The sequence below is a fragment of the Promicromonospora sp. Marseille-Q5078 genome (assembly GCF_050315395.1).
In the GTDB taxonomy this organism is placed as follows: Bacteria; Actinomycetota; Actinomycetes; order Actinomycetales; family Cellulomonadaceae; genus Isoptericola.
The window spans coordinates 127,481-147,402 of the sequence record NZ_JBNPQG010000001.1 but is presented as its reverse complement, the minus strand read 5'-3'; the positions used below and the strand labels follow the sequence as shown (position 1 = coordinate 147,402).

The window sequence follows — 19,922 nt, the reverse complement described above, 5'->3', positions numbered from 1 at the left end:
CGGGCAGACCTCGGCCGGCCCGTCGGAGGGGTCGACGGGCCGGCCGGGTCCCAGGGCGCCGCCGCGGCGGCGTCAGCTCACCCGAACGTCACCTCCAGGACGCCGTCGTCCGCGAAGGACCAGTCGAGGTCGCCGGCGTAGGCGTCGCACGCGGCGCCGTTCTCGCCGGACCAGAACTGGTTCGTGCCGTCGTCGTCGCCGACGATCCGGTCGGTGGAGCCGCTGTCGCACGAGACGTTGCCGCTGAACGCGTGGCTGCCCTCGTCGAAGTTGAAGTTGCGCTCCTCGTTGCCGATGCTCACGTTGTCGGCGATCGTCATCGAGCCCGGGTTGCTGTTGTACGTGAACCCGTGCTTGCCGTTGTGGTAGGCGATGCTGCCCGTGACCACGTGGTCCACGCCGATGTCCTCGCCGCCCAGCTTGTAGCCGTTGCGGTCGCCGCTGCCGGCCTGCGACCCGTCGGACAGGGTGCCGTTCTCGAAGGACAGCGAGTCCTCGATGGTCACCACGCCGATGGGGCCCGTGTCGTCCTTGGTGTACAGGTCCCAGCCGTCGTCGATGTTGTGGTGGGACACCGCGTACCGGAACACGTTGCCCGGCCCGGACGTGAGCTTCGCCGCGAAGCCGTCCGCGTCCTCGCCGTCCGAGTCCGCGTTGTCGTGCGACTCGGAGCTGAGGACCAGGTTGTGCGCGGGCCAGTCCTCCTCCGGCGCGCCGGCCACGAGCCGCGAGAGCTGCAGGCCGGTGTCGCGGTTGAAGGCCGTCACCGTGCGCTCGACGACGTTGTTGCTGCCGCCGAGCAGGATGCCGTTGTCGCCCGCGTGCTGCACGACGAGCCCGTACACGTGCCAGTAGTCGCCGCCGATGGCGAGACCCCGGTTGGCGGGGTCCTCCTCCTGCGCCGAGAAGTCGAGCACCGGCGTCTCGCCCGGGTACGCCGACAGCAGCGTGCGCGCCGACGACGTGCCGTCGTTGCCCGGCTCGATCGTCACGGTGTCCGCCAGGTCGTACTGCCCGCCGCGCAGGAAGATCTGCCCGCCCGGCTCGACCTGGGCGACCGCCGCCGGGACCGTCGTCGGGTCGGCCTCGGTGCCGGCCGCGTCGTCCGCACCGTCGGGCGCCGCGTAGATCGCACCCTCGGCCGGTGCGGGGGCGTCGGTCGGGTCGGTCGTGGGCTCGTCCGTGGGGTCGGTCGTGGGCTCGCCCGTCGGGTCGTCGGTCGGCGCCGGCTCCTGCGCGTCGCACGAGCCGTCGGAGACCTTCAGCCCGGTGCCGGCCCCCGCCGTCGCGGCGACGACGTCGGGCACGCAGGCCGCGTCGTCGAGCGCGTAGTCGTAGGGGATGCTGACCGACGTCGTGGACTCCGGGTCCGGGCCCGCGGGGTTGTTGTCCTCGCCCGGCTCGGACCAGGTCACGTTGTCGAACGTGTTGCCCGACACCTGCCAGTAGCCCGGCCGGTCGGTGTAGAACGTGCCGAGCACGTCCTTCGAGTCCTGGAAGTAGTTGTTGTCGACCTTGGCCTCGCCGCCGGCGCGGGCGTTGATGCCGGACTCGTGGATGTCGACGTAGTGGTTGTTGTAGATGTGCGCCGTCGCGCCGCGCAGCAGGGGCAGGCGCGAGTCGATGTTCTCGTAGAGGTTGTGGTGGTAGGTGGCCGGGCCGTTGTCCAGGTCGCTGTCGCCGGAGCCGACGAGGCCGCCGCGCCCGGAGTTGCGCAGGACGCTGTAGGAGAGCGTCACGTAGGTCGTGTCGCCCTTCATGTCGAAGAGCCCGTCGTACCCCTCGGACTCGCCGCCGGACGCCTCGAGCGTCACGTGGTCCACCCAGACGTTCGACACCCCGGACTCCATCCCGATGGCGTCGCCGCCGTTCGAGGTGGGGGAGCCGGACTTCTTGACGTTCTTGACCGTGACGTTCTGGATGATGACGTTGCTGGCCGACCGCAGGTGGATGCCGAGCTGGTCGAACGTGGCGCCGGAGCCCACGCCCACGATCGTGACGTTGCTGACCTCCTTCAGCTCGATCGTGTCCTCGGCCGTGTTGCAGCTGTCGCCGGAGACCTTGGTCGTGTTGCCGTGGTCGATCGTGCCCTCGACCTCGATCGTGATCGGGGTGTCGTCGGCGGCCCGGCCGCACAGGGCCTCGTGGATCTCCGTGCCGGTCGTGGCCCGGACGACCTCGCCGCCCGCTCCGCCCGTCGTGCCGCCGTTCTGGGTGGCGAACCCGGTCGCGCTGCCCGTCGCGGCCTGCGCCCCGGGGAGCGTCAGGGCGGTCACCCCGATCGCAGCGGCCAGGGACGTCGTCACCCCTGCCGCGAGGAGTCGTCGCGCTGTGTGTCGTCTCATTCCTTGCTGCCTCACCTTCGTCGTCGAACGCGGGACCTGCAGCCGGCGCCGGCGGGCGTCCCCTCGGGGAGCGTCGCCGTCCGCGACCTCCTTTGGTCACGGACAGATCACAGCAACCGGTTTCCCACACCATAGGAGACCGGTTTCTCACCCGCAACCCCCCTGGTCGGAACGGCCTCGCTCTGGTATGCGCCTCGCACGGCGTCCCCGGCGCCCGTATCCTCCTCGGAGCACACCAGGCGCCGTTCGGAGGGTCGATGTCGGACCAGGTCTTCCTCGCACCCGACGAGGCCGTCGACCTCGACAACTGCGCGCGCGAGCCCATCCACATCCCCGGCCGCGTCCAGCCCCGGGGCGTCCTGCTCGCGCTGCGCACCGACGACGCCGTCGTGACCCAGTGCTCCGAGAACGTCGCCTCCGTGCTCGGCCGCCACCTCGACGCGGTCCTCGGCGCGACGCTCGCCGAGGCGATCGGCCCGGCGGCGGCCGCCACGGTGCTCGAGCACGTCGCCCGCGTGGACGACCCCCGGCTGCGCAACCCGCTCGAGCTCGAGGTCGAGGTGCGCGGAACCGTCGAGCGGTTCGAGGCGGTGCTCCACCACGCCCCGGGCACCGGGTCGCCCGGCCGACCCGAGGTCCTGGTCCTCGAGCTCGAGCCGTTCTCCAGCCACGTGTCGCTCTCGTACACGAGCACGTACGCGCCGGTGCGCGACGCGCTCACCGAGCTCGACCGGGCGTCGTCGCTCGACGAGCTGTACGACGTCGCCGTCCGGCGTGTCCGCGAGCTGACCGGCTTCGACCGGGTGATGCTCTACCGTTTCGACGCCGACTACAACGGCGAGGTCGCCGCCGAGGCGCGGCGGAGCGACCTGAACGCGTTCCTCGGGCTGCACTACCCGGCGTCGGACATCCCGCCGCAGGCGCGCGCGCTGTACGAGAAGAACTGGATCCGTCTGATCTCGGACATCGGGTACCGGCCTGCGGTCATCGTCCCCACCGACGACCCGGTCACCGCCCAGCCGCTCGACCTCACCTACAGCACCCTGCGCAGCGTGTCCCCGATCCACGTCGAGTACCTGCAGAACATGGGCGTCGGCGCCTCGATGTCGATCTCGCTGCTGCGCGACGGACGACTGTGGGGCCTCATCGCGTGCCACCACTACTCGGGTGCGCACGCCCCGTCGTACGCCGCGCGCTCGGCGGCGGAGTTCCTCGGCTCCGCACTGTCCGTCCGCCTCGTCTCGCAGGAGGAGGACGACCGGTCGGCGGCCGCCCGACGCTCGGCCGGCGTGCTGTCGCGCCTCGTCGCCGCCACCCGCGACGACGACGTCCCGCTCGCCGTCGCCCTCACCGGGTCGCCGGGCCTCCTCGACCTCGTGCCCGCCGACGGCGCGTTCGTCGTCGCGGAGGGCCGCGTCGCCACGCAGGGGGAGGCGCCCTCCGCCGCGACGTGCGAGCTGCTGGCCCGGCGGCTCGCCGACCAGGGCACGGAGGTCCTGGCCACGAACCGGCTGGCCGAGGCGGCCCCGGAGCTGGCCGAGGCGCTGCCCGGCACCCCCGGGATGCTGGCGCTCATCGTCCCCGGCGGCGGCGTCGCGGTGTGGCTGCGCGGCGAGGTGCTGCAGAACGTCGACTGGGGCGGCGACCCCCACAACAAGGCCATCGCGCGCCGCGAGGGCGACACCGTCCGCCTGTCGCCCCGCAAGTCGTTCGCGCGGTGGAGCGAGGTCGTGCGGGGCACGAGCGCGCCGTGGGCGGAGGACCAGGTCGAGGTCGCCACGTCCCTGCGCGCCTACCTCGGCGAGGGCCTGCTGCTGCGGGGCAACCGCGACATCCGCGCCGCGACGATGCTCCAGCGCAGCCTGCTCCCGACCGCCCTGCCCGAGGTCGAGGGTTGGGCCGTCGAGGCCCGGTACGAGCCCACCGGCGGAGGGCACGCGGGCGGCGACTGGTACGACGCGCTGCGCCTGGAGGACGGCCGGCTGGTGGTCGCCGTCGGGGACGTCTCCGGGCACGGGCTCCCGGCCGCCGCCACGATGGGGCAGCTCCGCAACGCCCTCCGGGCACTGCTCGTCAGCGGCAGCCCGGTGCTGCAGGCGGTCGACCAGCTCGACCACCTGGTGCGGACCACGCTGCCCGGGCAGGTCGCGACCCTCGTCGTCGCGGTGGCCTCCCCGGGGTCGGGCGACGTCGAGTACGTCAGCGCCGGCCACCTGCCGCCCGTCGTCCGGCGGCCGGGCGACGCGACCGTGGCCGAGGTTCTGGGGGCGCCGCCGCTCGGCGTGGGCGCCCGCGGCGCGCGGGCCGGGACGCTCCGGGTGCCGGAGGACGGCGCCTTCCTGCTCTACAGCGACGGCCTCGTCGAGCGCCGGGACGAGTCCATCCTCGCCTCCGTCGAACGGCTCCGCGGCGCGGCCGCGCGGACGGCCGCGCCCGAGGAGCTGTTCAGGGCCGTGCGCGACCCGGACTCGACGGACGACGCCACCGTGGTCGTCGTGCGGCGCTCCTGAGCCGTTCCGATCCCGGCGGCACCCGGGTCCCGGTCAGAACGCCAGGCTCGGGACGTTCGCATGGACCGTGAAGCGGGCCCACACGTGCTTGGCCTGCCGGGTGCGCCACCAGCCGGTCTCGTCGGCGAGCCGGGCGGCCAGCAGGAGGCCGAAGCCGCCCTCGCCCACGGGCCGCGCCGACACGATCTGAGGGCCGTGCTCCGGGTCCCGGTCGACGACCTCGAGCAGGAGCTCGTCGCCACGGGCGCTCAGGCGCACCGTCACCGGCCCGCGTCCGTGGCACAGCGCGTTGGTCGCCAGCTCGCTCGCCACCATGACGACCGACTCCGGCACCTCCTCCAGACTCGCGCGAGGTCCGCCCGGCAGAGTGGTCCCGAGCTGGTCGCGGAGGGCCGAGAGGTCGTCGATCGTGAAGAGCGGCCAGGACCGCACCTCACGGAATCCCTCGGGCACGTGCGTCGCAGAGAACATGGTGTCCACCGTGGCCCCTTTCCGTCAGTCCTGCAGGACGAACATCGACTCCACCCCGCTGATCCGCAGGAGGTCGCGGATCTTTCCGGGGACGCGGACCAGCACCGGCGGGGTGGGCTTGGCGTCGGCCGCCGCGTAGAGGAGCCGCAGGCCGCCCGAGTCGAAGAACGTGACCTCGCCGAGGTCCACCGTCAGGTGCTCGTCGCCGGTCTCCCGGAGGTGCGCAGCGACGCGGTCTGCGACGCGACCGCGCACCGCGGCGTCGATCTCGCCCCACATCGCCCATCGCGGGGGGTTCTCCTCGAGCAGGACGCCCCCGTGGCAGTTCTCGTCGTCCACTGTCACCTCATGCATGTGTGCGTGGGCCGCGGCTGCTTCACGGCCGCGTATATCTTGCCCGACCCGCCCGCCATCCCGGGAATCGGCGCTCCGAGAGGTCACCGCGACCGGGTGACCATCGCGGCGTGCCGGACCGCTCCGGCCAGGAGGTCCGCCACCTGCACGCGGGGGTCGCGCCGCGAGTCGACCTGCCGCACGCTCGCCAGCGGCGGCGGCGCGGGGGCGACGGCGAGCGCGAGGCGGTCGGCCAGCCGCGCCACCCGCCGCGGGGTCAGCGCGCTCTGCTCGTCGTGCACGACGGCGACCGACCGGCGGCCGTCGCTCCACCGCAGCGCGGTCTCCGCGAGCGCCGGGACGAGCGGCTCGAGCGGCGGCGGGACCGCCGGGTCGTCGTCGAGCAGCCGGCCCAGGACGCCGACCACGTCGGCCCTGGTCAGCGCGGCCAGCTCGGGCACCTGGGGCGGCACCGCGGCGAGGAAGCGGTCGACGGCGGCGGGGTCGGGGCGGCGCCGGTGCTTGAGGCGCGTCATCGCGACGAACGCGGCGAGCACGTCGTCCCGCCCCCGCAGCACGGCCACCGACGCGCCGTGGTCGCGGCCGAGGCGGGTGCCGTCGAGGTACGACGGCTCGCCGGTCAGCAGGTCGAGCACCCGCGACGCCAGGTGGTCGCGCTTGTCGACGACGTGCACCGACGACCGGCCCTCCAGCGTGCCGAGAAACCACTCGACGGCGTCGTCCTGCCCGGGCCGCAGCAGCAGGTGGGCCTTGTGCTCCTCGGTCCGCCGGTGGTTGAACCGGGACCGGAGCGTGGCCAGCGTCGCCGCCGCCTCCGGCTCGGTGAGGTCCACCCCGGCGTGCGCGATCATCGGCGAGGCGGGGTCCAGGAGGTTCGTGCCGGAGAACCCCGACTCGTCGCAGGCGATCTCGACGACGGGCGCCGGGGCGGGCATGCGACCCATCGTCGACGGCGAGCGGTCCGGGCACCAGCGGAGCACGCCGGCGCTCGCGTCCGCGTCAGCCCGACGCCTCGCCGACCACCGTGCCGGCGACGTCGTCGTGCTCCCTCTCGACCTCGGCCGCCATCGCCAGCAGGAACTGGCGCACCGCGGCGCGGCTCTGCGGCGGCACGTCGCGCGCGATCTGGAGCATCCGGTCGTGCACCCGGGTGAGGCGCTCCCGCACCTCCGCGTGCGCGGCCGGCGAGGCGACGACGACGACCGACCGACGGTCCGACGGGTGCGGGCGCCGCTCGAGGTGCCCCGACGCGACGAGGCGGTCGAGCAGCTTCGTCGTCGAGGCCGTGGAGATCCTCAGGTACTCCGCGATGCCCCGCGGGGTGGCCGGATCCTCCCGGCCCTCGCAGGCGATGACGTGCTGGAGCGCGCGCAGGTCGGTGAGGTTCATCCCCATGTCGCGGCTGGCGCGCTGACGCATGACCTCGTCCGACCGGCGGAACGCCCGCAGCGCCTCGAGCAGCTGCCGGGGTTCAGGGTCCTCCCCGCCGTACCAGTACGACGGGCCCGTGATGGGTGCCTGGGTCACGGCACCCATCGTAACCGCTTCTCTGGCTAGTATCTTGCTAAACTAGTAATGTTCCCCGGAGGAGGTGAGGACCCGTATGAGCACAGTCCCGGCAACGCATACCGCCACCCGGTTCCGGGGGGTCCCGGCGCCCACGGCACCCACCACCGCCGACGCGGACTACGACGCCGTCGCCGCGCGCAGCGCGGCCCTCGTCGTCGACGCCTACTCGACCTCCTTCGGCTGGGCCTGCCGCCTCCTGGGCGACCCGGTGCGCGAGCACGTGCGGGCCGTCTACGCGCTGGTCCGGGTGGCCGACGAGATCGTCGACGACGTCCAGGCCGACCTGACCACCGCCGAGCGCGACGCGCTGCTCACCGACCTCGAGGAGGAGGTGGCCCGAGGCGTCGAGCGGGGGCGCAGCAGCAACCTCGTGGTGCACGCCTTCGCGCGCACGGCCCGACGGTTCGCCATCGGCCCCGACCTCGTGACGCCGTTCTTCGCGTCCATGCGGGCCGACCTCACCGTCACCGAGCACGACGAGGCCACGTTCGCGGCCTACGTGCACGGCTCGGCCGAGGTGGTCGGCCTCATGTGCCTGCGCGTGTTCGTCGCGGGGGACGACGCGGCGTACGAGCGCCTCGCACCCGGTGCCGCGCGGCTCGGCGCGGCCTTCCAGAAGGTCAACTTCCTGCGCGACCTGGCCGAGGACGTCGACGCCCGCGGCCGCTGCTACTTCCCGGGCCTGGCGGTCGACGCCTTCGACGACCGCGACCGCGACCGGCTGCTCGCCGACGTCGACGCGGACCTGCGCGCCGCCGCCGCCGTCATCGGCGACCTGCCGCGCAGCTCCCGGGTCGCCGTCCGGGTGGCGCACGACCTGTTCGCCGAGCTGTCCCGGCGGCTCGCGGCGACGCCCGCGGCCGTGATCCGGCGCCGCCGCGTGCGGGTGCCCGACCTCGTCAAGGCGCGCCTCGTCGCGACCGCGATCGCGAAGGACGTGTGGCGATGAAGGTCGTCGTCGTCGGCGCGGGGATCGCGGGGCTCGCCACCGCCGGCCTGCTCGCGCGGGAGGGGCACGACGTCGAGGTGCTCGAGCGGCACGACGCCCTCGGCGGGCGCGCCGGGTCGTGGACGCGCGACGGCTTCCGGTTCGACACCGGGCCGTCCTGGTACCTCATGCCCGAGGTCTTCGACCACTGGTTCCGGCTCATGGGCTCGTCCGCCGCCGAGGAGCTCGACCTGGTGGCGCTCGACCCGGCCTACCGGGTGTTCTCCGAGGGGCACGACGAGCCGATCGACATCGCCCGCGACCGCGCGGCGAACGTCGCGACGTTCGAGGCGATCGAGCCCGGCGCGGGCGCCCGGCTGGACCACTACCTCGACTCGGCCCACGACACCTACGACATGGCGCTGCGGCACTTCCTGTACACGACGTTCTCCTCGTGGCGCCCGTACGCGTCCCGCGACGTCGCCGCCCGGCTGCACCGGCTCGCGCCGCTCCTCACGCGCAGCCTGGGCTCCCGGGTCGCCGCGCGGTTCGACGACGTGCGCCTGCGCCAGGTGCTCGGGTACCCGGCGGTCTTCCTGGGCTCCTCGCCCGAGCGGACGCCGAGCATGTACCACCTCATGAGCGCCCTCGATCTCGACGGCGGGGTGCGATACCCACAGGGAGGGTTCGCACGCGTGGTCGACGCGGTCGCCGGCCTCGCGGTCCGCGCAGGGGCGACCCTGCGCACCCGGGCCCGCGCGACCTCGATCACGACCACCGCCGTCGAGGCCCGCCCGGGGGCGGCGCGGACCGGGGACCCACGCCCCGGGGCCCGCCGCCCTCGGGCCGCGGTCACCGGGGTGCGGTGGGTCGACGCCGCGGGGGACGAGCACCACGCCCCCGCCGACGTCGTCGTGACCGCCGCCGACCTGCACCACGTCGAGACGGAGCTCCTGCCGCCGGGACTGCGCGGACGGTCGCCGTCCTGGTGGTCGCGGCGCGACCCGGGCCCCGGCGGCGTCCTGGTGATGCTCGGCGTGCGCGGCCGGGTGCCGCAGCTCGCCCACCACTCGATGTTCTTCACCGCCGACTGGCGGGAGAACTTCGGCGCGATCGCGGCCGGGCGCGTGCCCGACCCGGCGTCGCTGTACGTGTGCGCGCCGTCGCGCACCGACCGGTCCGTGGCGCCCGCGGGCGACGAGAACCTGTTCCTGCTGGTCCCGGTCCCGGCCGACCCGAGCCTGGGGCGCGGTGGGGAGGACGGCGCCGGGGACGCGGCGGTCGAGGCGATCGCCGACGCCGCGATCGACCGCGTGGCGGCCTGGGCCGGGGTCCCGGACCTGCGCGAGCGCGTCGTCGTGCGCCGCACGGTCGGCCCGGGCGACTTCGCCGACGACCTCTCGTCGTGGTCAGGTGGCATGCTCGGACCGGCGCACACCCTGCGCCAGAGCGCCATGTTCCGCGCCGGCAACCGGTCGCGGCACGTCGAGGGGCTGCTGCACGCCGGCGGCTCCACGATCCCCGGCATCGGCCTGCCGATGTGCCTCATCAGCGCCGAGCTCGCCGTCAAGCGGCTGCACGGCGACACCACCGCGACCCCGCTGTCCGAGCCGGCCCCGCCCTTCGCCCACAGGACGTGATCACCCTGCACTGGACGTCGTTCCTCTACCTGGGGCTGCTGCTCGGGTGCCTCGCGTGCATGGCCCTCGTGGACCGCCGGGCCCGTCTGGTGCTGTGGTCGTCCCGCCCGGCCCGCGGCGCCGTGGTGCTCGCCCTGGGCGTCGTGGCGTTCCTGGCCTGGGACCTGGTCGCGATCGGCCAGGGCTTCTACTCCCGGGGGGGCGCGGCCATGACCGGCGTGGAGCTGGCGCCGCACCTGCCGCTCGAGGAGCTGTTCTTCGTCCTCTTCCTCGTCTACGTCACCCTCGTGCTGCACGGGCTCGTGCACCGCGTCCTGCGCCGTCCGCGGCCCGTGCCCCGCGGGGAGGGCGCATGACGTACGGCGGGCTCGCGGTCGCGGTCGTGGCCGCCGCGGCGGTGCTGGCCGTCGTCGTCTCCGTGCTGCGGCGGCTCGACGCCCGGTGGTGGGCCGCGACCCTGATCACCGCGGTCCTGCTCGGCGGCCTCACGGTCGTCTTCGACAGCCTCATGATCGCCGCCGACCTCTTCCGCTACGACGAGGCGGCCCTCGTCGGCGCCCGCGTGTGGCTCACCCCCGTCGAGGACCTCGCCTGGCCCCTGGTGGCCGCCCTGCTGCTGCCGAGCCTGTGGGCGCTGCTCGGAGGTCGCGACGACGACCGGGAGTCCGGGCGCCCGGCGCACGAGCCGCGCCACCGGCAGGAGGTGGAGGCGTGACCGCCGAGGCTGCCACGCAGACCGGCATGCGCGCGGCGCTGCGGCAGGTCGTCGGGTCCTCGCGCCCGGTGAGCTGGATCAACACGGCCTACCCGTTCGCGGCGGCGTACCTCCTCGCGGGCGGGCTCGGGCGGGTCGGCGTCGCGGAGCTCGTGGTCGGCACGTTCTACTTCCTCGTGCCGTACAACCTGCTCATGTACGGCCTCAACGACGTGTGGGACTACGAGTCCGACCTGCGCAACCCCCGCAAGGGCGGCATCGAGGGCGTGGTGCTGTCTCGCCGCTGGCACCGGCTCACCGTGTGGTGCGCCGTCGTGAGCAACGTGCCGTTCCTCGTCTATCTCGCCCTGGTGGGCGACGCGGCGTCGACGGCCGTGCTCGCCGTGAGCGTCTTCGCCGTCGTCGCGTACTCGGCGCCCGGGCTCCGGTTCAAGGAGCGCCCCGTGCTCGACTCGGCGACGTCCGCCACCCACTTCGTCAGCCCGGCCGTGGTCGGGCTCACGCTGGCGGACGGCGCCCTCAGCACTCCGGTGGTCGCCGCGCTCGTCGCGTTCTTCCTGTGGGGCATGGCCTCCCAGGCGTTCGGCGCCGTGCAGGACGTCGAGGCCGACCGCGCCGCCGGCATCGGCTCGGTCGCCACCTGGCTGGGCGCCGCGCGCACCGTGCGCGGCGCCATGGCCGCCTACGCCGCGGCCGGAGTCGTGGTGCTGCTCGCGGGCCGGCCCGGCGCGCTCGCCGCGGTGCTCGTCGTGCCGTACCTCGTCAGCATCGCCCCGTTCCGCGACCTGCCCGACGCCGACTGCGAGCGCGCGCACGCCGGCTGGAGCCGGTTCCTGTGGCTCAACATCGTCACCGGCTTCCTCCTGACGCAGCTGTTCATCTGGATCTCGCTCACGCGGTGACGGACTCCTGCGCCTCGGCCGCGCGGGCGATGTTGCGCTGCATCCCCCCGAAGACGATGCCGTGGAACGGGCTGATGCCCCACCAGTAGAGCTGGCCGGGCAGCCCGCGGGGCGAGAAGATCGCGCGCTGGCGGAACGTCGGCCGGGCGCCCTCCGCGCCCTCGACGGACAGCTCGAGCCAGGCCAGCCCGGGGAGCCGCATCTCCGCGCGCAGCCGCAGCAGGCGGCCCGGCTCGACCGCCTCGACGCGCCACCAGTCGAGCGCGTCGCCGGGCGCGAGGCGCTGCGGGTGCCGGCGGCCGCGGCGCAGCCCGGGCCCGCCGAAGAGGCGGTCCATGACGCCGCGCGCCACCCAGCCCAGGCGCCAGGAGTACCAGCCGTGCGCACCGCCGATGCCCTCGATCACCGTCCACAGCGCCTCGCGCGTCGTGTCCACCTCGACGGACCGGTCGTCCACCAGCAGGCTCCCGCCGGCCCAGTCCGGGTCCTCGGGGAGCGTGTCGGACGGTGCGCCGGGTGTCGACGCCGACACCCAGCTCGTGCGCACGTCCAGCTCACGGATCCGCGTGAGCGCCAGCCCGACCGCGGTGTCGAAGTCGAGGAGCCCCCCGGGCGGGTCGGGCACGTACTCCTTGATGTCGTCCTCCCGGGCCACCACCTCGTGCACCAGCGAGCCCACGAGCGGCCGGGCGATCGCCGGCGGCACGGGCGTCACGAGCCCCACCCAGTGGCTGGCCAGGCCCGGCGTGAGGACCGGGACGGACCGGATGAACCGGGGACGGAGCCCCGCGACGGCCGCGTAGCGCTGCATCATCGCGCGGTAGGTGAGGACGTCCGGCCCGCCGATGTCGAACCCGCGGCTCACCTCGGCCGGGATGCTCGCCGCGCCGACGAGGTAGCGCAGCACGTCGCGGACCGCGATGGGCTGGATGCGGTTGTCGATCCACCGCGGCGCCACCATCGCGGGCAGTCGCTCGGTCAGGTACCGCATCATCTCGAACGACGCGCTGCCGGACCCGAGGATCACCGCGGCCCGGAGCACGACCGTCGGCACCCCGCCGTCGAGCAGGATCTCCTCGACCTCGCGGCGCGACTCCAGGTGCGGCGAGAGCCGCTCCCCGTCGGGGTACAGCCCGCCGAGGTAGACGACGCGGCGCACGCCGGCCTGCCGGGCCACGGCGGCGAAGCCGCGCGCGGTGGCACGGTCCCGCTCCGCGAAACCGGTCCCGGCGCCGAGCGCGTGGATCAGGTAGTAGGCCACGTCCACGCCCTCGAGCGCCCGGCGCAGGTCCGGGCGGGACGTGGCGTCGCCGGTGGCCACCTCCACGTCGTCGGCCCAGTCCCGCGACGCGATCCGCTCGGGGTGCCGGGCCAGCACGCGCACGGTGTACCCGGCGGCCAGCAGCTCGGGCACCAGCCGCCCCCCGATGTAGCCGGTGGCGCCGGTGACGAGCACCAGGCCGCGCCCCGGGTGGTCGTGTCCGTCGGTGGTGGTCATGGCGTCCGCTCCGGCCTCTCGGCCTCGTCAGGAATCTGGTCGGATCACTAGCTAGTCTAGAGACTTACTAGCCAGGCTAGCGATATTCGCAGGAAGGGGAACCCCTATGGCTCAGCAACGATCCGTCGACCGGGCCCAGCAGGCGGTCGTCACCGTCAGCTTTCTGGTGTGCCTGGTCGGCTCCATGATCGGCGTCGGCGTGTTCGGGGGGACGCCGATCGCGTCGGCCGCGGGCGGCGCCCTCGCCGCCGACGCCACCCTGCTGGCGCCCGCGTCGCCCGCCTTCACGGTCTGGACCGTCGTCTATGTCGGGCTGGCGGGATACACGGTGCTGCAGTGGTTCCCGGCGCCCGCGTCCGCGGACCGGCACCGCAGCCTCCGGCTGACCGTCGCCGGCACCATGCTGCTCAACGCGGCGTGGATCCTGGTGGTCCAGCTGGGCTGGCTCTGGGTGAGCGTGCTCGTCATCGCCGCGCTGCTCGCCCTGCTCGTGCGCGTGTTCGTGCTCCTCGGGCGGTCGCGGGCGAGCGGGCCCCTGGAGCTCGTCCTCGTCGACGGCGTGCTCGGGCTCTACCTCGGCTGGGTCTGCGTGGCCACCGTGGCCAACGTCGCGTCGGCCCTCGCGGACGCCGGGTTCGACGGCGCGGGTCTCGACCCGGACTGGTGGGCGGTCGCCGTCCTGGCGGTGGTCGCCGGGATCGGGGTCGCCCTGGCGGTGCGGGGCAGGGGCCGCGTCGCCGTGGCCGCCGCCATCGCCTGGGGTCTGGCCTGGATCGCCGTCGCCCGCTGGGACGGCGCGCCGCAGTCCGCGCCTACGGCCGTGGCCGCCGCCACGGCCGCCGTCCTCGTCCTCGCGGTCACGGTCGCCCTGCGCGTGCGGGCCACGACGCGCGAGCCCCGCACGGTCGACGCGTGACCGGGTCGCCCGCGCCCGCCGTCCTCGCCCTGCCCGGGCGGGGGGAGGATGGCCTCATGGACACCGACACGGCCGACCACGTGATCCTGCTCGACGACGCCGGCCGGCCCACGGGCACCGCGCCGCGCGCGACGGTGCACACCCGCGAGACCCCGCTGCACCTCGGCTTCTCCTGCTACCTCTTCCGCCCGGACGGGCAGATGCTCCTCACCCGGCGCGCCCTGTCGAAGCGGACGTGGCCCGGCGTCTGGACCAACTCCTTCTGCGGGCACCCCCGGCAGGGCGAGTCGCCGGTCCAGGCCGTGCAGCGGCACGCCCGGCACGAGCTCGGGCTGGACGTCGCGTCCGTCCAGCCCCTGCTGCCCGACTTCCGCTACCGGGCTGTCGACGCCGGCGGCGTGGTCGAGAACGAGATCTGCCCCGTCCTGTCCGCGGTCACTAACCGCGACCCGGTGCCGAACCCGGACGAGGTGATGGAGTGGCGGTGGGTCGCCCCGGACGACCTCGACGAGCTGGCCCGGCTCGCGCCCTGGGCGCTGAGCCCGTGGCTGGTCGAGCAGCTGCAGGAGCTGCGCGGGCTCGGGGTGCGGCCCGCGCCCCTCAGCCCCACGCCCGGTCCAGCCGGTGCGTGGTGAGGTCGGCGAGCGCACGGTTGACCGCGACGTCGTGCGTCCTGCTCGGCGACGGTGTCCCGGCGCAGCAGCGCGATCTCCTCGACGGGCTCGCCGTGCACGTGGACGCCGTCGGGGGACGTGACCAGGCGCTGCTCGACCGGGAACGACCCTCCCCGGTCAGCCGTCGAACGCGTGGCGCGCGGACTCGATGTGCTCCATGTGGTGCCTGGTCCACTCGCACATCAGGTCGACGGTGGCCCGCAGCCCCCGGCCCGGGCCGGTCAGCGTGTACTCGACGCGCGGCGGCACCGTGGGGTACACCGTGCGCTCCACCAGGCCGTTGCGCTCCATCATGCGCAGGTTCTGGGTCAGCATCTTGTGGCTGATGCCCTCCAGCGCGTCGCGCAGCTCGCTGAAGCGCAGCGTGTCGTCCCCCAGCGTCTCGATGATCAGCAGCGCCCACTTGTTGGCGACGTCCGAGAAGATCTCGCGGGCCAGGGTTCCCGCCCGCATGATGTCGTCCTGGGCCGCCTCGCTGGGCTGGATGGTCACCATCAGGTTCCTCCGTCACCGAAAAGTGCGCTCTTCCGGGACCAGCCTAGGTCTCCTATGGTTCCTGAGTCACCAGAAGTTTCTACGGACGAGGAGCGAGACCCATGACCGTCACCCTCACCGACCCTCCCGGCCTGCCCCGGAGCGACGCCTACCACCAGGTCGCCGTCGCCACGGGCACCCGGCAGGTCTTCGTCGCAGGCCAGGTCGCCTGGGACGCGGACGGTGCCACCGTCGGCGTCGGCGACCTCGCCGCCCAGGTCGAGCAGAGCTATCTCAACGTCGCCACGGCCCTCGCCGGCGCCGGGGCGGGGATGGCGGACGCCGTCCGGCTGACCGTCTACGTCGTGGACTGGACGCCGGACAGGATGGCGTCCTTCCTCGACGGCGTGGCCCGCGCCGCGGCCCGGCTGGGCGCCGTCCCGGCACCACCCGCGACGCTCATCGGCGTCGCCGCCCTGCACACGCCGGAGCACCTCGTCGAGGTCGAGGCCACCGCCGTCGTCGGCGAGCCGGAGCCCGCCGCCTCCCGCCCGGAGACCTTCGCGACCCCGGGCTACGGCGAGCGCATGCTCGAGGCCAGGCACTACAGCCAGGCCGTCCGCCTCGGCGACCGCGTCGAGATCTCGGGCCAGGGCGGCTGGGACGACGACCTGAACTTCCCGGAGTCGCTCGAGGACGAGATCGTCCGCGCGTTCGACAACGTCGAGCGGACCCTCGCGACCGCGGGCGCGACCTGGCGCGACGTCGTGCACGTGAACTCCTACCACCTGCCCGAGGTCCCCGGCTTCATCGGGGAGACCCACCACCGCGTGATGATCGAGCAGCTCGGCGCGCGCACCGGCGAGCGCCGGCCGGTCTGGACCGAGACCGGCGTCTCCGCCTTCGGGGCGCCCGGGATGCGCGTCGAGATCCGCGTGACGGCGGTCGTCGGCTCGGGAGAGCCCGCCTGACCGGCAGCCGCACCACCACCGCCCCGACGTCCCGAGGAACGGTCCATGGCCTGGAGCACGCGAGAGCTCGCCGAGCTGGCGGGAACCACGGTGAACACCGTCCGGCACTACCACCGGCTCGGCCTGCTGGACGAGCCCGAGCGCAGCGGCAACGGGTACAAGCGGTACGGGGTGCGGCACCTGGTGCGCCTGCTGCGGGTCCGGCGGCTCGCGGACCTGGGCGTCCCGCTCTCGCGGATCGCGGAGGTCGGCGCGGGCGGCGAGAGCACGCCGGCCGCGCTGCGTGAGCTGGACGCCGAGCTCGCGCGGAACATCGAGAAGCTGCAGCAGGCGCGGGCCGACATCGCGACGATCCTGCGCGACGACGCCCCCGCCGACGCCCCCGCCGGGTTCGCGTCCGTGGCGGCGCACCTGTCCGAGGCGGACAGCTCGATCATCCACATCTACTCCCGGCTCTACGACGAGGACGCGATGGCGGACCTGCGGCGCATGGTGGAGGACGACGCCGACACCGGCGCCGGCACGGACGAGTTCGACGCGCTGCCGACCGACGCGGACGAGGGCACGCGGCAGCGGCTCGCCGCACGGCTGGCGCCCACCCTCGCGCAGAACCTGGTCGACTACCCGTGGCTGAGCGACCCGGTGGGGCACCTGTCGAGGAGCGAGCGCCTCACCCAGCAGACGTTCCTCGAGTCGGTGGCCGAGCTCTACAACACCGCCCAGCTCGACGTGCTCCAACGGGCCGCCCTCCTCGCGCACGAGCAGCTGCGGGCGGACCGTGCGGCGGGGGACGACCCCGGGTGAGCGGCGGCCCCGCGCAGACCCCGACCCGCACCCCTTGACCCTGTGCCGACCACACGGTTTCCACTGGGGGCAGAGCCGAGGCCTCTCGGCACCAGCGACCGTGCACACCCAAGGAGTCCCATGCGTCCCGTCGAGGAGCTCGTCGACAGCTTCCAGCGTCTCGTGGCCGACGTGCCCGAGATCGTCCAGCCCCTGATCGTGCTGCTCGCCGGCGCGATCCCGTTCGTCGAGGGGGAGGGGGCGTCGATGATCGGCATCGTCGGCGGCATCAACCCCGTCGTCGCGGCGGTCGCCGCGGCCGCGGGGAACTTCCTCTGCGTGCTCCTCGTGGTGCTCCTCACCTCACGGGCCCGCACGGCCGTTGCGACCCGTCGCGCCTCCCGCGTCGAGGCGACCGTGGGAACCGCGGGGACCGCAGGGTCCACAGAGGCCGAAGGGGCCGCGGGGCTCGAGGCCTCCGCGCCGGCCAGGCCGGAGTCGAAGGGTCGCCAGCGCTTCAACCGCTGGCTCGTCCGGTTCGGCGTCCCGGGCGCGAGCATCCTCGGCCCGCTCGCGATCCCGACCCAGTTCACGGCCGCGATGCTCGTCGCCGGCGGCACCCCGCGGCGGTGGGTCCTGCTCTGGCAGGCCGTCGCGATCGTCCTCTGGACGACCGTCGCCACCGTGTCGGTCTCGCTCGCGCTCCGCCTCGTCGTCCCGGCCTGAGCGACGACGGAGGTCCGACCAGCCCCTCCAAGGCGTCGCGGAACGGACCGCCTCAGGAAGAACCTCGGAACCGAGAAGGTCCCGGCCAGGAGAACCCGGCCGGGACCTTCTCGTCGCGTGGGCCGTACGCCTCACTCGGAGGCGCCGGCCCGACCTGCCGTGCGCGCGCGGGGCACGGAAGACGGGTCTGCCCCGACGCGATCGGCCGTGGCGGCATCGTCGGTGAAGTGCAACAGGTCTTCGACGCTGCGGTCGAAGGCGTCGCGCGCTTGGACGGGATCGCCGAGATGTCCGGCTGTCGTCGCGCCGTCGCGGAGCATCACGTAGCGGTTGGCGGCGAGGTCCGGCTGCGGGTGGCCGGCCGAGGCGAACGTGTCGCGGATGAGGTCGTGAAACCAGGCGCGGTGGGCGAGTACGGCGCGCAGGATCGGGGCGTCCGGATCCTCGAACTCCGAGGCCGCGTTGATGAACGGACAGCCCCGAAAGCCGGGCTGGAGGAGCTGCGCGGTGATGTTCTTGCCGATCAGCTTGAGCATGTCGCCCGGGTCCTTGGCGGCCTCTCGCGCGGCTGCAGCGCGCGCGTCATAGCCGTCATGGACGCGTTGGAGGTAGGCGAGGGTCAGGTCCTGCTTGCTGGGGAAGTGCCGATAGAAGGTGGCCAGCGTCACACCCGCCTCCGAGACGATCCGCGCGACACCGACGCTGTTGATGCCCTCGGCGTAGAAGATCCGCGCAGCCGTGGCCAACAGACGTTCGCGGGCCGCTGAGCTCTTCGCTGGTGGGAGGTTCGTGATCTGCATGGTCTCCCGATCATAGACGAAGAAGAGAGAGAACGTTCACTCTTGACAGCCGCCGACGGCGGTGCTGTTCTGGGAGAGAACGAACGCTCTCTCTGTCTCTATCGGGAACGACCGGAAGGAAGATCACCATGAACGTCACGTCTTGGAGTCGCCGGCGGTTCGGCGCCACCATCGGCGTCGCGGTGCTGGCCCTCAGCATCGGGACGACCGCTGCGCAGGCCGACATCAGCCAGCACCGCGACCAGAGCTCGCACGCCAAGCCCACGATCGTGCTCGTACACGGGGCGTTCGCCGACGGCAGTGGCTGGAACGGCGTGATCGCCGAGCTGCAGCACGACGGCTACCCCGTCATCGCCGCAGCCAACCCGCTCCGCAGCCTCGAGGCGGACTCCGCCTATGTCCGCAGCATCATCGACTCGGTCGACGGTGACGTCGTGCTGGTGGGCCACTCCTACGGCGGAGGTGTCATCACGAACGCCGCCACGGGCGCCGACAACGTCGATGCCCTCGTCTACGTCGCGGGCCACGCCCCGGACAAGGGCGAGACCGTCGGTCAGTTCAGCGATCCCGAGCAGTACCCGGGCAGCGAGCTGACGCCCGACTCGCTCGTGACCCGCCCGTACGCCGGCGGCGCGGACATCACCATCGACCCGGCCAGGTTCCGGCAGATCTTCGCCGCCGACCTGCCCGCGAGCGAGGCCCGTCTCATGGCCGCGACGCAGCGCCCGGCCGACGTCTCGATCCTCGAGGAGCCCTCGCCGGGCGAGCCGGCCTGGAAGACGATCCCCAGCTGGTACCAGGTCTCGAGCGACGACAAGGCACTCTCCCCGGTGGCGCAGCGCTTCTTCGCCAAGCGCATGGGCGCCCACACCACCGAGGTCAAGGCCTCGCACGTCGGGTTCATCTCCCACCCGAAGACGACGGCGAACGTCATCGAGTCGGCTGCACGCGCCACCGACTGATCCATCCGCGCGGCCGGCACGTCGCGTCGATCAACGACCTGACGTGCCGGCCGCCTGGCCACCCATCGCACCCATCGCAACCATCGAAAGAGAGACCTCATGTCCGAGTCAGTCGAAACGCGCGAGGCGGCTGCCGGCGCTGACACCAGCCGCAGCACGAAGGCGCTGCGGAACCTGTACTACGTGCGATCCGGGTTCGCCGTCGTCTGGGCGATCCTGCTGATCGTGACCGCGACGACGATCAACCCGGTCGCGATCACGCTGCTCGTCGTCTACCCGTTGTTCGACGTCGCTGCGGCGGTCGTCGACTTCCGCTCCTCGGGTTCCAGCCGGCCGAAGGCGCCGCTGTACCTCAACATGGTCTTGAGTCTGCTGGCTGCCATCGGGCTGGCGGTCGCCGTCGGCTCCGGTATCCCGGACGTGCTGCGGGTGTGGGGTGCGTGGGCGATCACGGCCGGGATCGTGCAGCTGGTCGTCGCCGTTCTGCGCTGGCGCCTCGGCGGTCAGGTGGCGATGGTCCTCAGCGGCGGCATCTCCGTCCTGGCGGGCAGCGGCTTCATCCTGATGGCCGGCGGCCCGGATGCCGCGCTGACCGGCGTCGGCGGGTACGCGATCCTGGGGGGCATCTTCTTCCTGGTCTCGGCAGTCCGGCTGAACGTCGTCATGCGAAGGACGGTGAAGTGA

21 protein-coding genes are annotated in these 19,922 nt (G+C 73.5%); 13 read left to right on the top strand and 8 right to left on the bottom strand.

The window, feature by feature from the left end; translation table 11 throughout:
* Positions 1–77 precede the first annotated feature (77 nt).
* Entirely contained in the window at positions 78–2,345 is a 2,268-nt protein-coding gene (locus tag ACQFYA_RS00655) for a pectate lyase family protein (RefSeq protein WP_499120540.1), read from the bottom strand.
* A 257-nt stretch (positions 2,346–2,602) separates the two neighbouring features.
* Here ACQFYA_RS00655 and ACQFYA_RS00650 point away from each other — a divergent pair, with 257 nt between their 5' ends.
* Positions 2,603–4,855 (top strand): SpoIIE family protein phosphatase, encoded by a 2,253-nt coding sequence (locus tag ACQFYA_RS00650; RefSeq protein ID WP_499120538.1) that lies wholly within the window; start codon positions 2,603–2,605, stop codon positions 4,853–4,855.
* Between the two features lie 33 nt (positions 4,856–4,888).
* On the opposite strand, the gene ACQFYA_RS00645 is transcribed toward ACQFYA_RS00650, so the two are convergent.
* The 4 genes from ACQFYA_RS00645 to ACQFYA_RS00630 all read right to left on the bottom strand — a co-directional run bounded on the left by ACQFYA_RS00645 (position 4,889) and on the right by ACQFYA_RS00630 (position 7,207).
* Positions 4,889–5,326 (bottom strand): ATP-binding protein, encoded by a 438-nt coding sequence (locus ACQFYA_RS00645; RefSeq protein WP_499120536.1) that lies wholly within the window; start codon positions 5,324–5,326, stop codon positions 4,889–4,891.
* 24 nt (positions 5,327–5,350) lie between these two features.
* Positions 5,351–5,680: an STAS domain-containing protein gene (locus tag ACQFYA_RS00640; protein ID WP_499120534.1), complete on the bottom strand. Its 330-nt coding sequence runs from the start codon at positions 5,678–5,680 to the stop codon at positions 5,351–5,353.
* An 83-nt stretch (positions 5,681–5,763) separates the two neighbouring features.
* Positions 5,764–6,615 carry a DUF3800 domain-containing protein gene (locus ACQFYA_RS00635; protein ID WP_499120532.1) on the bottom strand — a complete coding sequence of 284 codons (852 nt, stop codon included), beginning with the start codon at positions 6,613–6,615 and terminating at the stop codon, positions 5,764–5,766.
* Between the two features lie 64 nt (positions 6,616–6,679).
* Positions 6,680–7,207, bottom strand: coding sequence for a MarR family winged helix-turn-helix transcriptional regulator (locus ACQFYA_RS00630; protein WP_499120530.1), 528 nt, complete (start codon positions 7,205–7,207; stop codon positions 6,680–6,682).
* A 76-nt stretch (positions 7,208–7,283) separates the two neighbouring features.
* On the opposite strand from ACQFYA_RS00630, the gene ACQFYA_RS00625 reads away from it, so the two are divergent.
* Genes ACQFYA_RS00625 through ACQFYA_RS00605 form a run of 5 tightly spaced genes read left to right on the top strand, consistent with a single transcriptional unit; the run spans position 7,284 to position 11,434 of the window.
* Positions 7,284–8,198 carry a phytoene/squalene synthase family protein gene (locus tag ACQFYA_RS00625; protein WP_499120528.1) on the top strand — a complete coding sequence of 305 codons (915 nt, stop codon included), beginning with the start codon at positions 7,284–7,286 and terminating at the stop codon, positions 8,196–8,198.
* Positions 8,195–9,817, top strand: a complete 1,623-nt coding sequence (gene crtI / locus ACQFYA_RS00620) for a phytoene desaturase family protein (protein ID WP_499120526.1) — start codon at positions 8,195–8,197, stop codon at positions 9,815–9,817. The genes ACQFYA_RS00625 and crtI overlap by 4 nt, the downstream gene beginning before the upstream one ends.
* A complete protein-coding gene (locus ACQFYA_RS00615; protein WP_499120525.1) occupies positions 9,814–10,173 on the top strand; it encodes a lycopene cyclase domain-containing protein in 360 nt (119 codons plus the stop codon). Before crtI ends, ACQFYA_RS00615 begins: the two co-directional genes overlap by 4 nt.
* Positions 10,170–10,532: a lycopene cyclase domain-containing protein gene (locus ACQFYA_RS00610; protein ID WP_499120523.1), complete on the top strand. Its 363-nt coding sequence runs from the start codon at positions 10,170–10,172 to the stop codon at positions 10,530–10,532. The genes ACQFYA_RS00615 and ACQFYA_RS00610 overlap by 4 nt, the downstream gene beginning before the upstream one ends.
* Positions 10,533–10,558: 26 nt before the next feature.
* Positions 10,559–11,434: a prenyltransferase gene (locus tag ACQFYA_RS00605; protein WP_499127391.1), complete on the top strand. Its 876-nt coding sequence runs from the start codon at positions 10,559–10,561 to the stop codon at positions 11,432–11,434.
* On the opposite strand, the gene ACQFYA_RS00600 is transcribed toward ACQFYA_RS00605, so the two are convergent.
* On the bottom strand, positions 11,424–12,932 hold the full coding sequence (locus ACQFYA_RS00600; protein ID WP_499120521.1) for an SDR family oxidoreductase: 1,509 nt from the start codon (positions 12,930–12,932) through the stop codon (positions 11,424–11,426). The genes ACQFYA_RS00605 and ACQFYA_RS00600 overlap by 11 nt on opposite strands.
* Positions 12,933–13,038: 106 nt before the next feature.
* Between ACQFYA_RS00600 and ACQFYA_RS00595 the strand changes: the two genes are divergently transcribed.
* Together ACQFYA_RS00595 and idi are read left to right on the top strand one after the other, a co-directional pair.
* Positions 13,039–13,848 (top strand): TspO-related membrane protein, encoded by an 810-nt coding sequence (locus tag ACQFYA_RS00595; RefSeq protein WP_499120519.1) that lies wholly within the window; start codon positions 13,039–13,041, stop codon positions 13,846–13,848.
* Positions 13,849–13,904: 56 nt separating this feature from the next.
* Positions 13,905–14,483 (top strand): isopentenyl-diphosphate Delta-isomerase, encoded by a 579-nt coding sequence (idi, locus tag ACQFYA_RS00590; RefSeq protein WP_499127389.1) that lies wholly within the window; start codon positions 13,905–13,907, stop codon positions 14,481–14,483.
* 156 nt (positions 14,484–14,639) lie between these two features.
* Here the strand turns inward: idi and ACQFYA_RS00585 are convergent, their stop codons facing one another.
* The gene (locus ACQFYA_RS00585) at positions 14,640–15,017 is read right to left on the bottom strand and encodes a winged helix-turn-helix transcriptional regulator (protein ID WP_499120518.1); all 378 of its coding nucleotides are present in this window, start codon (positions 15,015–15,017) and stop codon (positions 14,640–14,642) included.
* Between the two features lie 101 nt (positions 15,018–15,118).
* On the opposite strand from ACQFYA_RS00585, the gene ACQFYA_RS00580 reads away from it, so the two are divergent.
* From ACQFYA_RS00580 to ACQFYA_RS00570, 3 genes are all read left to right on the top strand, one after another.
* Positions 15,119–15,967: a Rid family hydrolase gene (locus ACQFYA_RS00580; protein WP_499120516.1), complete on the top strand. Its 849-nt coding sequence runs from the start codon at positions 15,119–15,121 to the stop codon at positions 15,965–15,967.
* 45 nt (positions 15,968–16,012) lie between these two features.
* Positions 16,013–16,771 (top strand): MerR family transcriptional regulator, encoded by a 759-nt coding sequence (locus ACQFYA_RS00575; RefSeq protein ID WP_499120514.1) that lies wholly within the window; start codon positions 16,013–16,015, stop codon positions 16,769–16,771.
* 120 nt (positions 16,772–16,891) lie between these two features.
* Entirely contained in the window at positions 16,892–17,476 is a 585-nt protein-coding gene (locus tag ACQFYA_RS00570) for a small multidrug efflux protein (RefSeq protein WP_499120513.1), read from the top strand.
* Between the two features lie 131 nt (positions 17,477–17,607).
* On the opposite strand, the gene ACQFYA_RS00565 is transcribed toward ACQFYA_RS00570, so the two are convergent.
* On the bottom strand, positions 17,608–18,276 hold the full coding sequence (locus ACQFYA_RS00565) for a TetR/AcrR family transcriptional regulator (protein ID WP_499120512.1): 669 nt from the start codon (positions 18,274–18,276) through the stop codon (positions 17,608–17,610).
* Positions 18,277–18,404: 128 nt separating this feature from the next.
* Here ACQFYA_RS00565 and ACQFYA_RS00560 point away from each other — a divergent pair, with 128 nt between their 5' ends.
* Positions 18,405–19,238 carry an alpha/beta fold hydrolase gene (locus ACQFYA_RS00560; RefSeq protein WP_499120510.1) on the top strand — a complete coding sequence of 278 codons (834 nt, stop codon included), beginning with the start codon at positions 18,405–18,407 and terminating at the stop codon, positions 19,236–19,238.
* Between the two features lie 99 nt (positions 19,239–19,337).
* On the top strand, positions 19,338–19,922 hold the full coding sequence (locus tag ACQFYA_RS00555; protein WP_499120508.1) for a hypothetical protein: 585 nt from the start codon (positions 19,338–19,340) through the stop codon (positions 19,920–19,922).

Excerpts from the sequence above, each read along its gene's own strand:
- ACQFYA_RS00650 (WP_499120538.1), top strand. The coding sequence starts at position 2,603 with ATGTCGGACCAGGTCTTCCTCGCACCCGACGAGGCCGTCGACCTCGAC.
- ACQFYA_RS00565 (WP_499120512.1), bottom strand. The coding sequence starts at position 18,276 with ATGCAGATCACGAACCTCCCACCAGCGAAGAGCTCAGCGGCCCGCGAA.
- ACQFYA_RS00560 (WP_499120510.1), top strand. The coding sequence starts at position 18,405 with ATGAACGTCACGTCTTGGAGTCGCCGGCGGTTCGGCGCCACCATCGGC.
- crtI (WP_499120526.1), top strand. The coding sequence starts at position 8,195 with ATGAAGGTCGTCGTCGTCGGCGCGGGGATCGCGGGGCTCGCCACCGCC.
- ACQFYA_RS00640 (WP_499120534.1), bottom strand. The coding sequence starts at position 5,680 with ATGCATGAGGTGACAGTGGACGACGAGAACTGCCACGGGGGCGTCCTG.
- idi (WP_499127389.1), top strand. The coding sequence starts at position 13,905 with ATGGACACCGACACGGCCGACCACGTGATCCTGCTCGACGACGCCGGC.
- ACQFYA_RS00595 (WP_499120519.1), top strand. The coding sequence starts at position 13,039 with ATGGCTCAGCAACGATCCGTCGACCGGGCCCAGCAGGCGGTCGTCACC.
- ACQFYA_RS00645 (WP_499120536.1), bottom strand. The coding sequence starts at position 5,326 with ATGTTCTCTGCGACGCACGTGCCCGAGGGATTCCGTGAGGTGCGGTCC.
- ACQFYA_RS00585 (WP_499120518.1), bottom strand. The coding sequence starts at position 15,017 with ATGGTGACCATCCAGCCCAGCGAGGCGGCCCAGGACGACATCATGCGG.
- ACQFYA_RS00570 (WP_499120513.1), top strand. The coding sequence starts at position 16,892 with ATGCGTCCCGTCGAGGAGCTCGTCGACAGCTTCCAGCGTCTCGTGGCC.
- ACQFYA_RS00580 (WP_499120516.1), top strand. The coding sequence starts at position 15,119 with ATGACCGTCACCCTCACCGACCCTCCCGGCCTGCCCCGGAGCGACGCC.
- ACQFYA_RS00610 (WP_499120523.1), top strand. The coding sequence starts at position 10,170 with ATGACGTACGGCGGGCTCGCGGTCGCGGTCGTGGCCGCCGCGGCGGTG.
- ACQFYA_RS00635 (WP_499120532.1), bottom strand. The coding sequence starts at position 6,615 with ATGCCCGCCCCGGCGCCCGTCGTCGAGATCGCCTGCGACGAGTCGGGG.
- ACQFYA_RS00600 (WP_499120521.1), bottom strand. The coding sequence starts at position 12,932 with ATGACCACCACCGACGGACACGACCACCCGGGGCGCGGCCTGGTGCTC.
- ACQFYA_RS00555 (WP_499120508.1), top strand. The coding sequence starts at position 19,338 with ATGTCCGAGTCAGTCGAAACGCGCGAGGCGGCTGCCGGCGCTGACACC.
- ACQFYA_RS00575 (WP_499120514.1), top strand. The coding sequence starts at position 16,013 with ATGGCCTGGAGCACGCGAGAGCTCGCCGAGCTGGCGGGAACCACGGTG.
- ACQFYA_RS00625 (WP_499120528.1), top strand. The coding sequence starts at position 7,284 with ATGAGCACAGTCCCGGCAACGCATACCGCCACCCGGTTCCGGGGGGTC.
- ACQFYA_RS00605 (WP_499127391.1), top strand. The coding sequence starts at position 10,559 with ATGCGCGCGGCGCTGCGGCAGGTCGTCGGGTCCTCGCGCCCGGTGAGC.
- ACQFYA_RS00655 (WP_499120540.1), bottom strand. The coding sequence starts at position 2,345 with ATGAGACGACACACAGCGCGACGACTCCTCGCGGCAGGGGTGACGACG.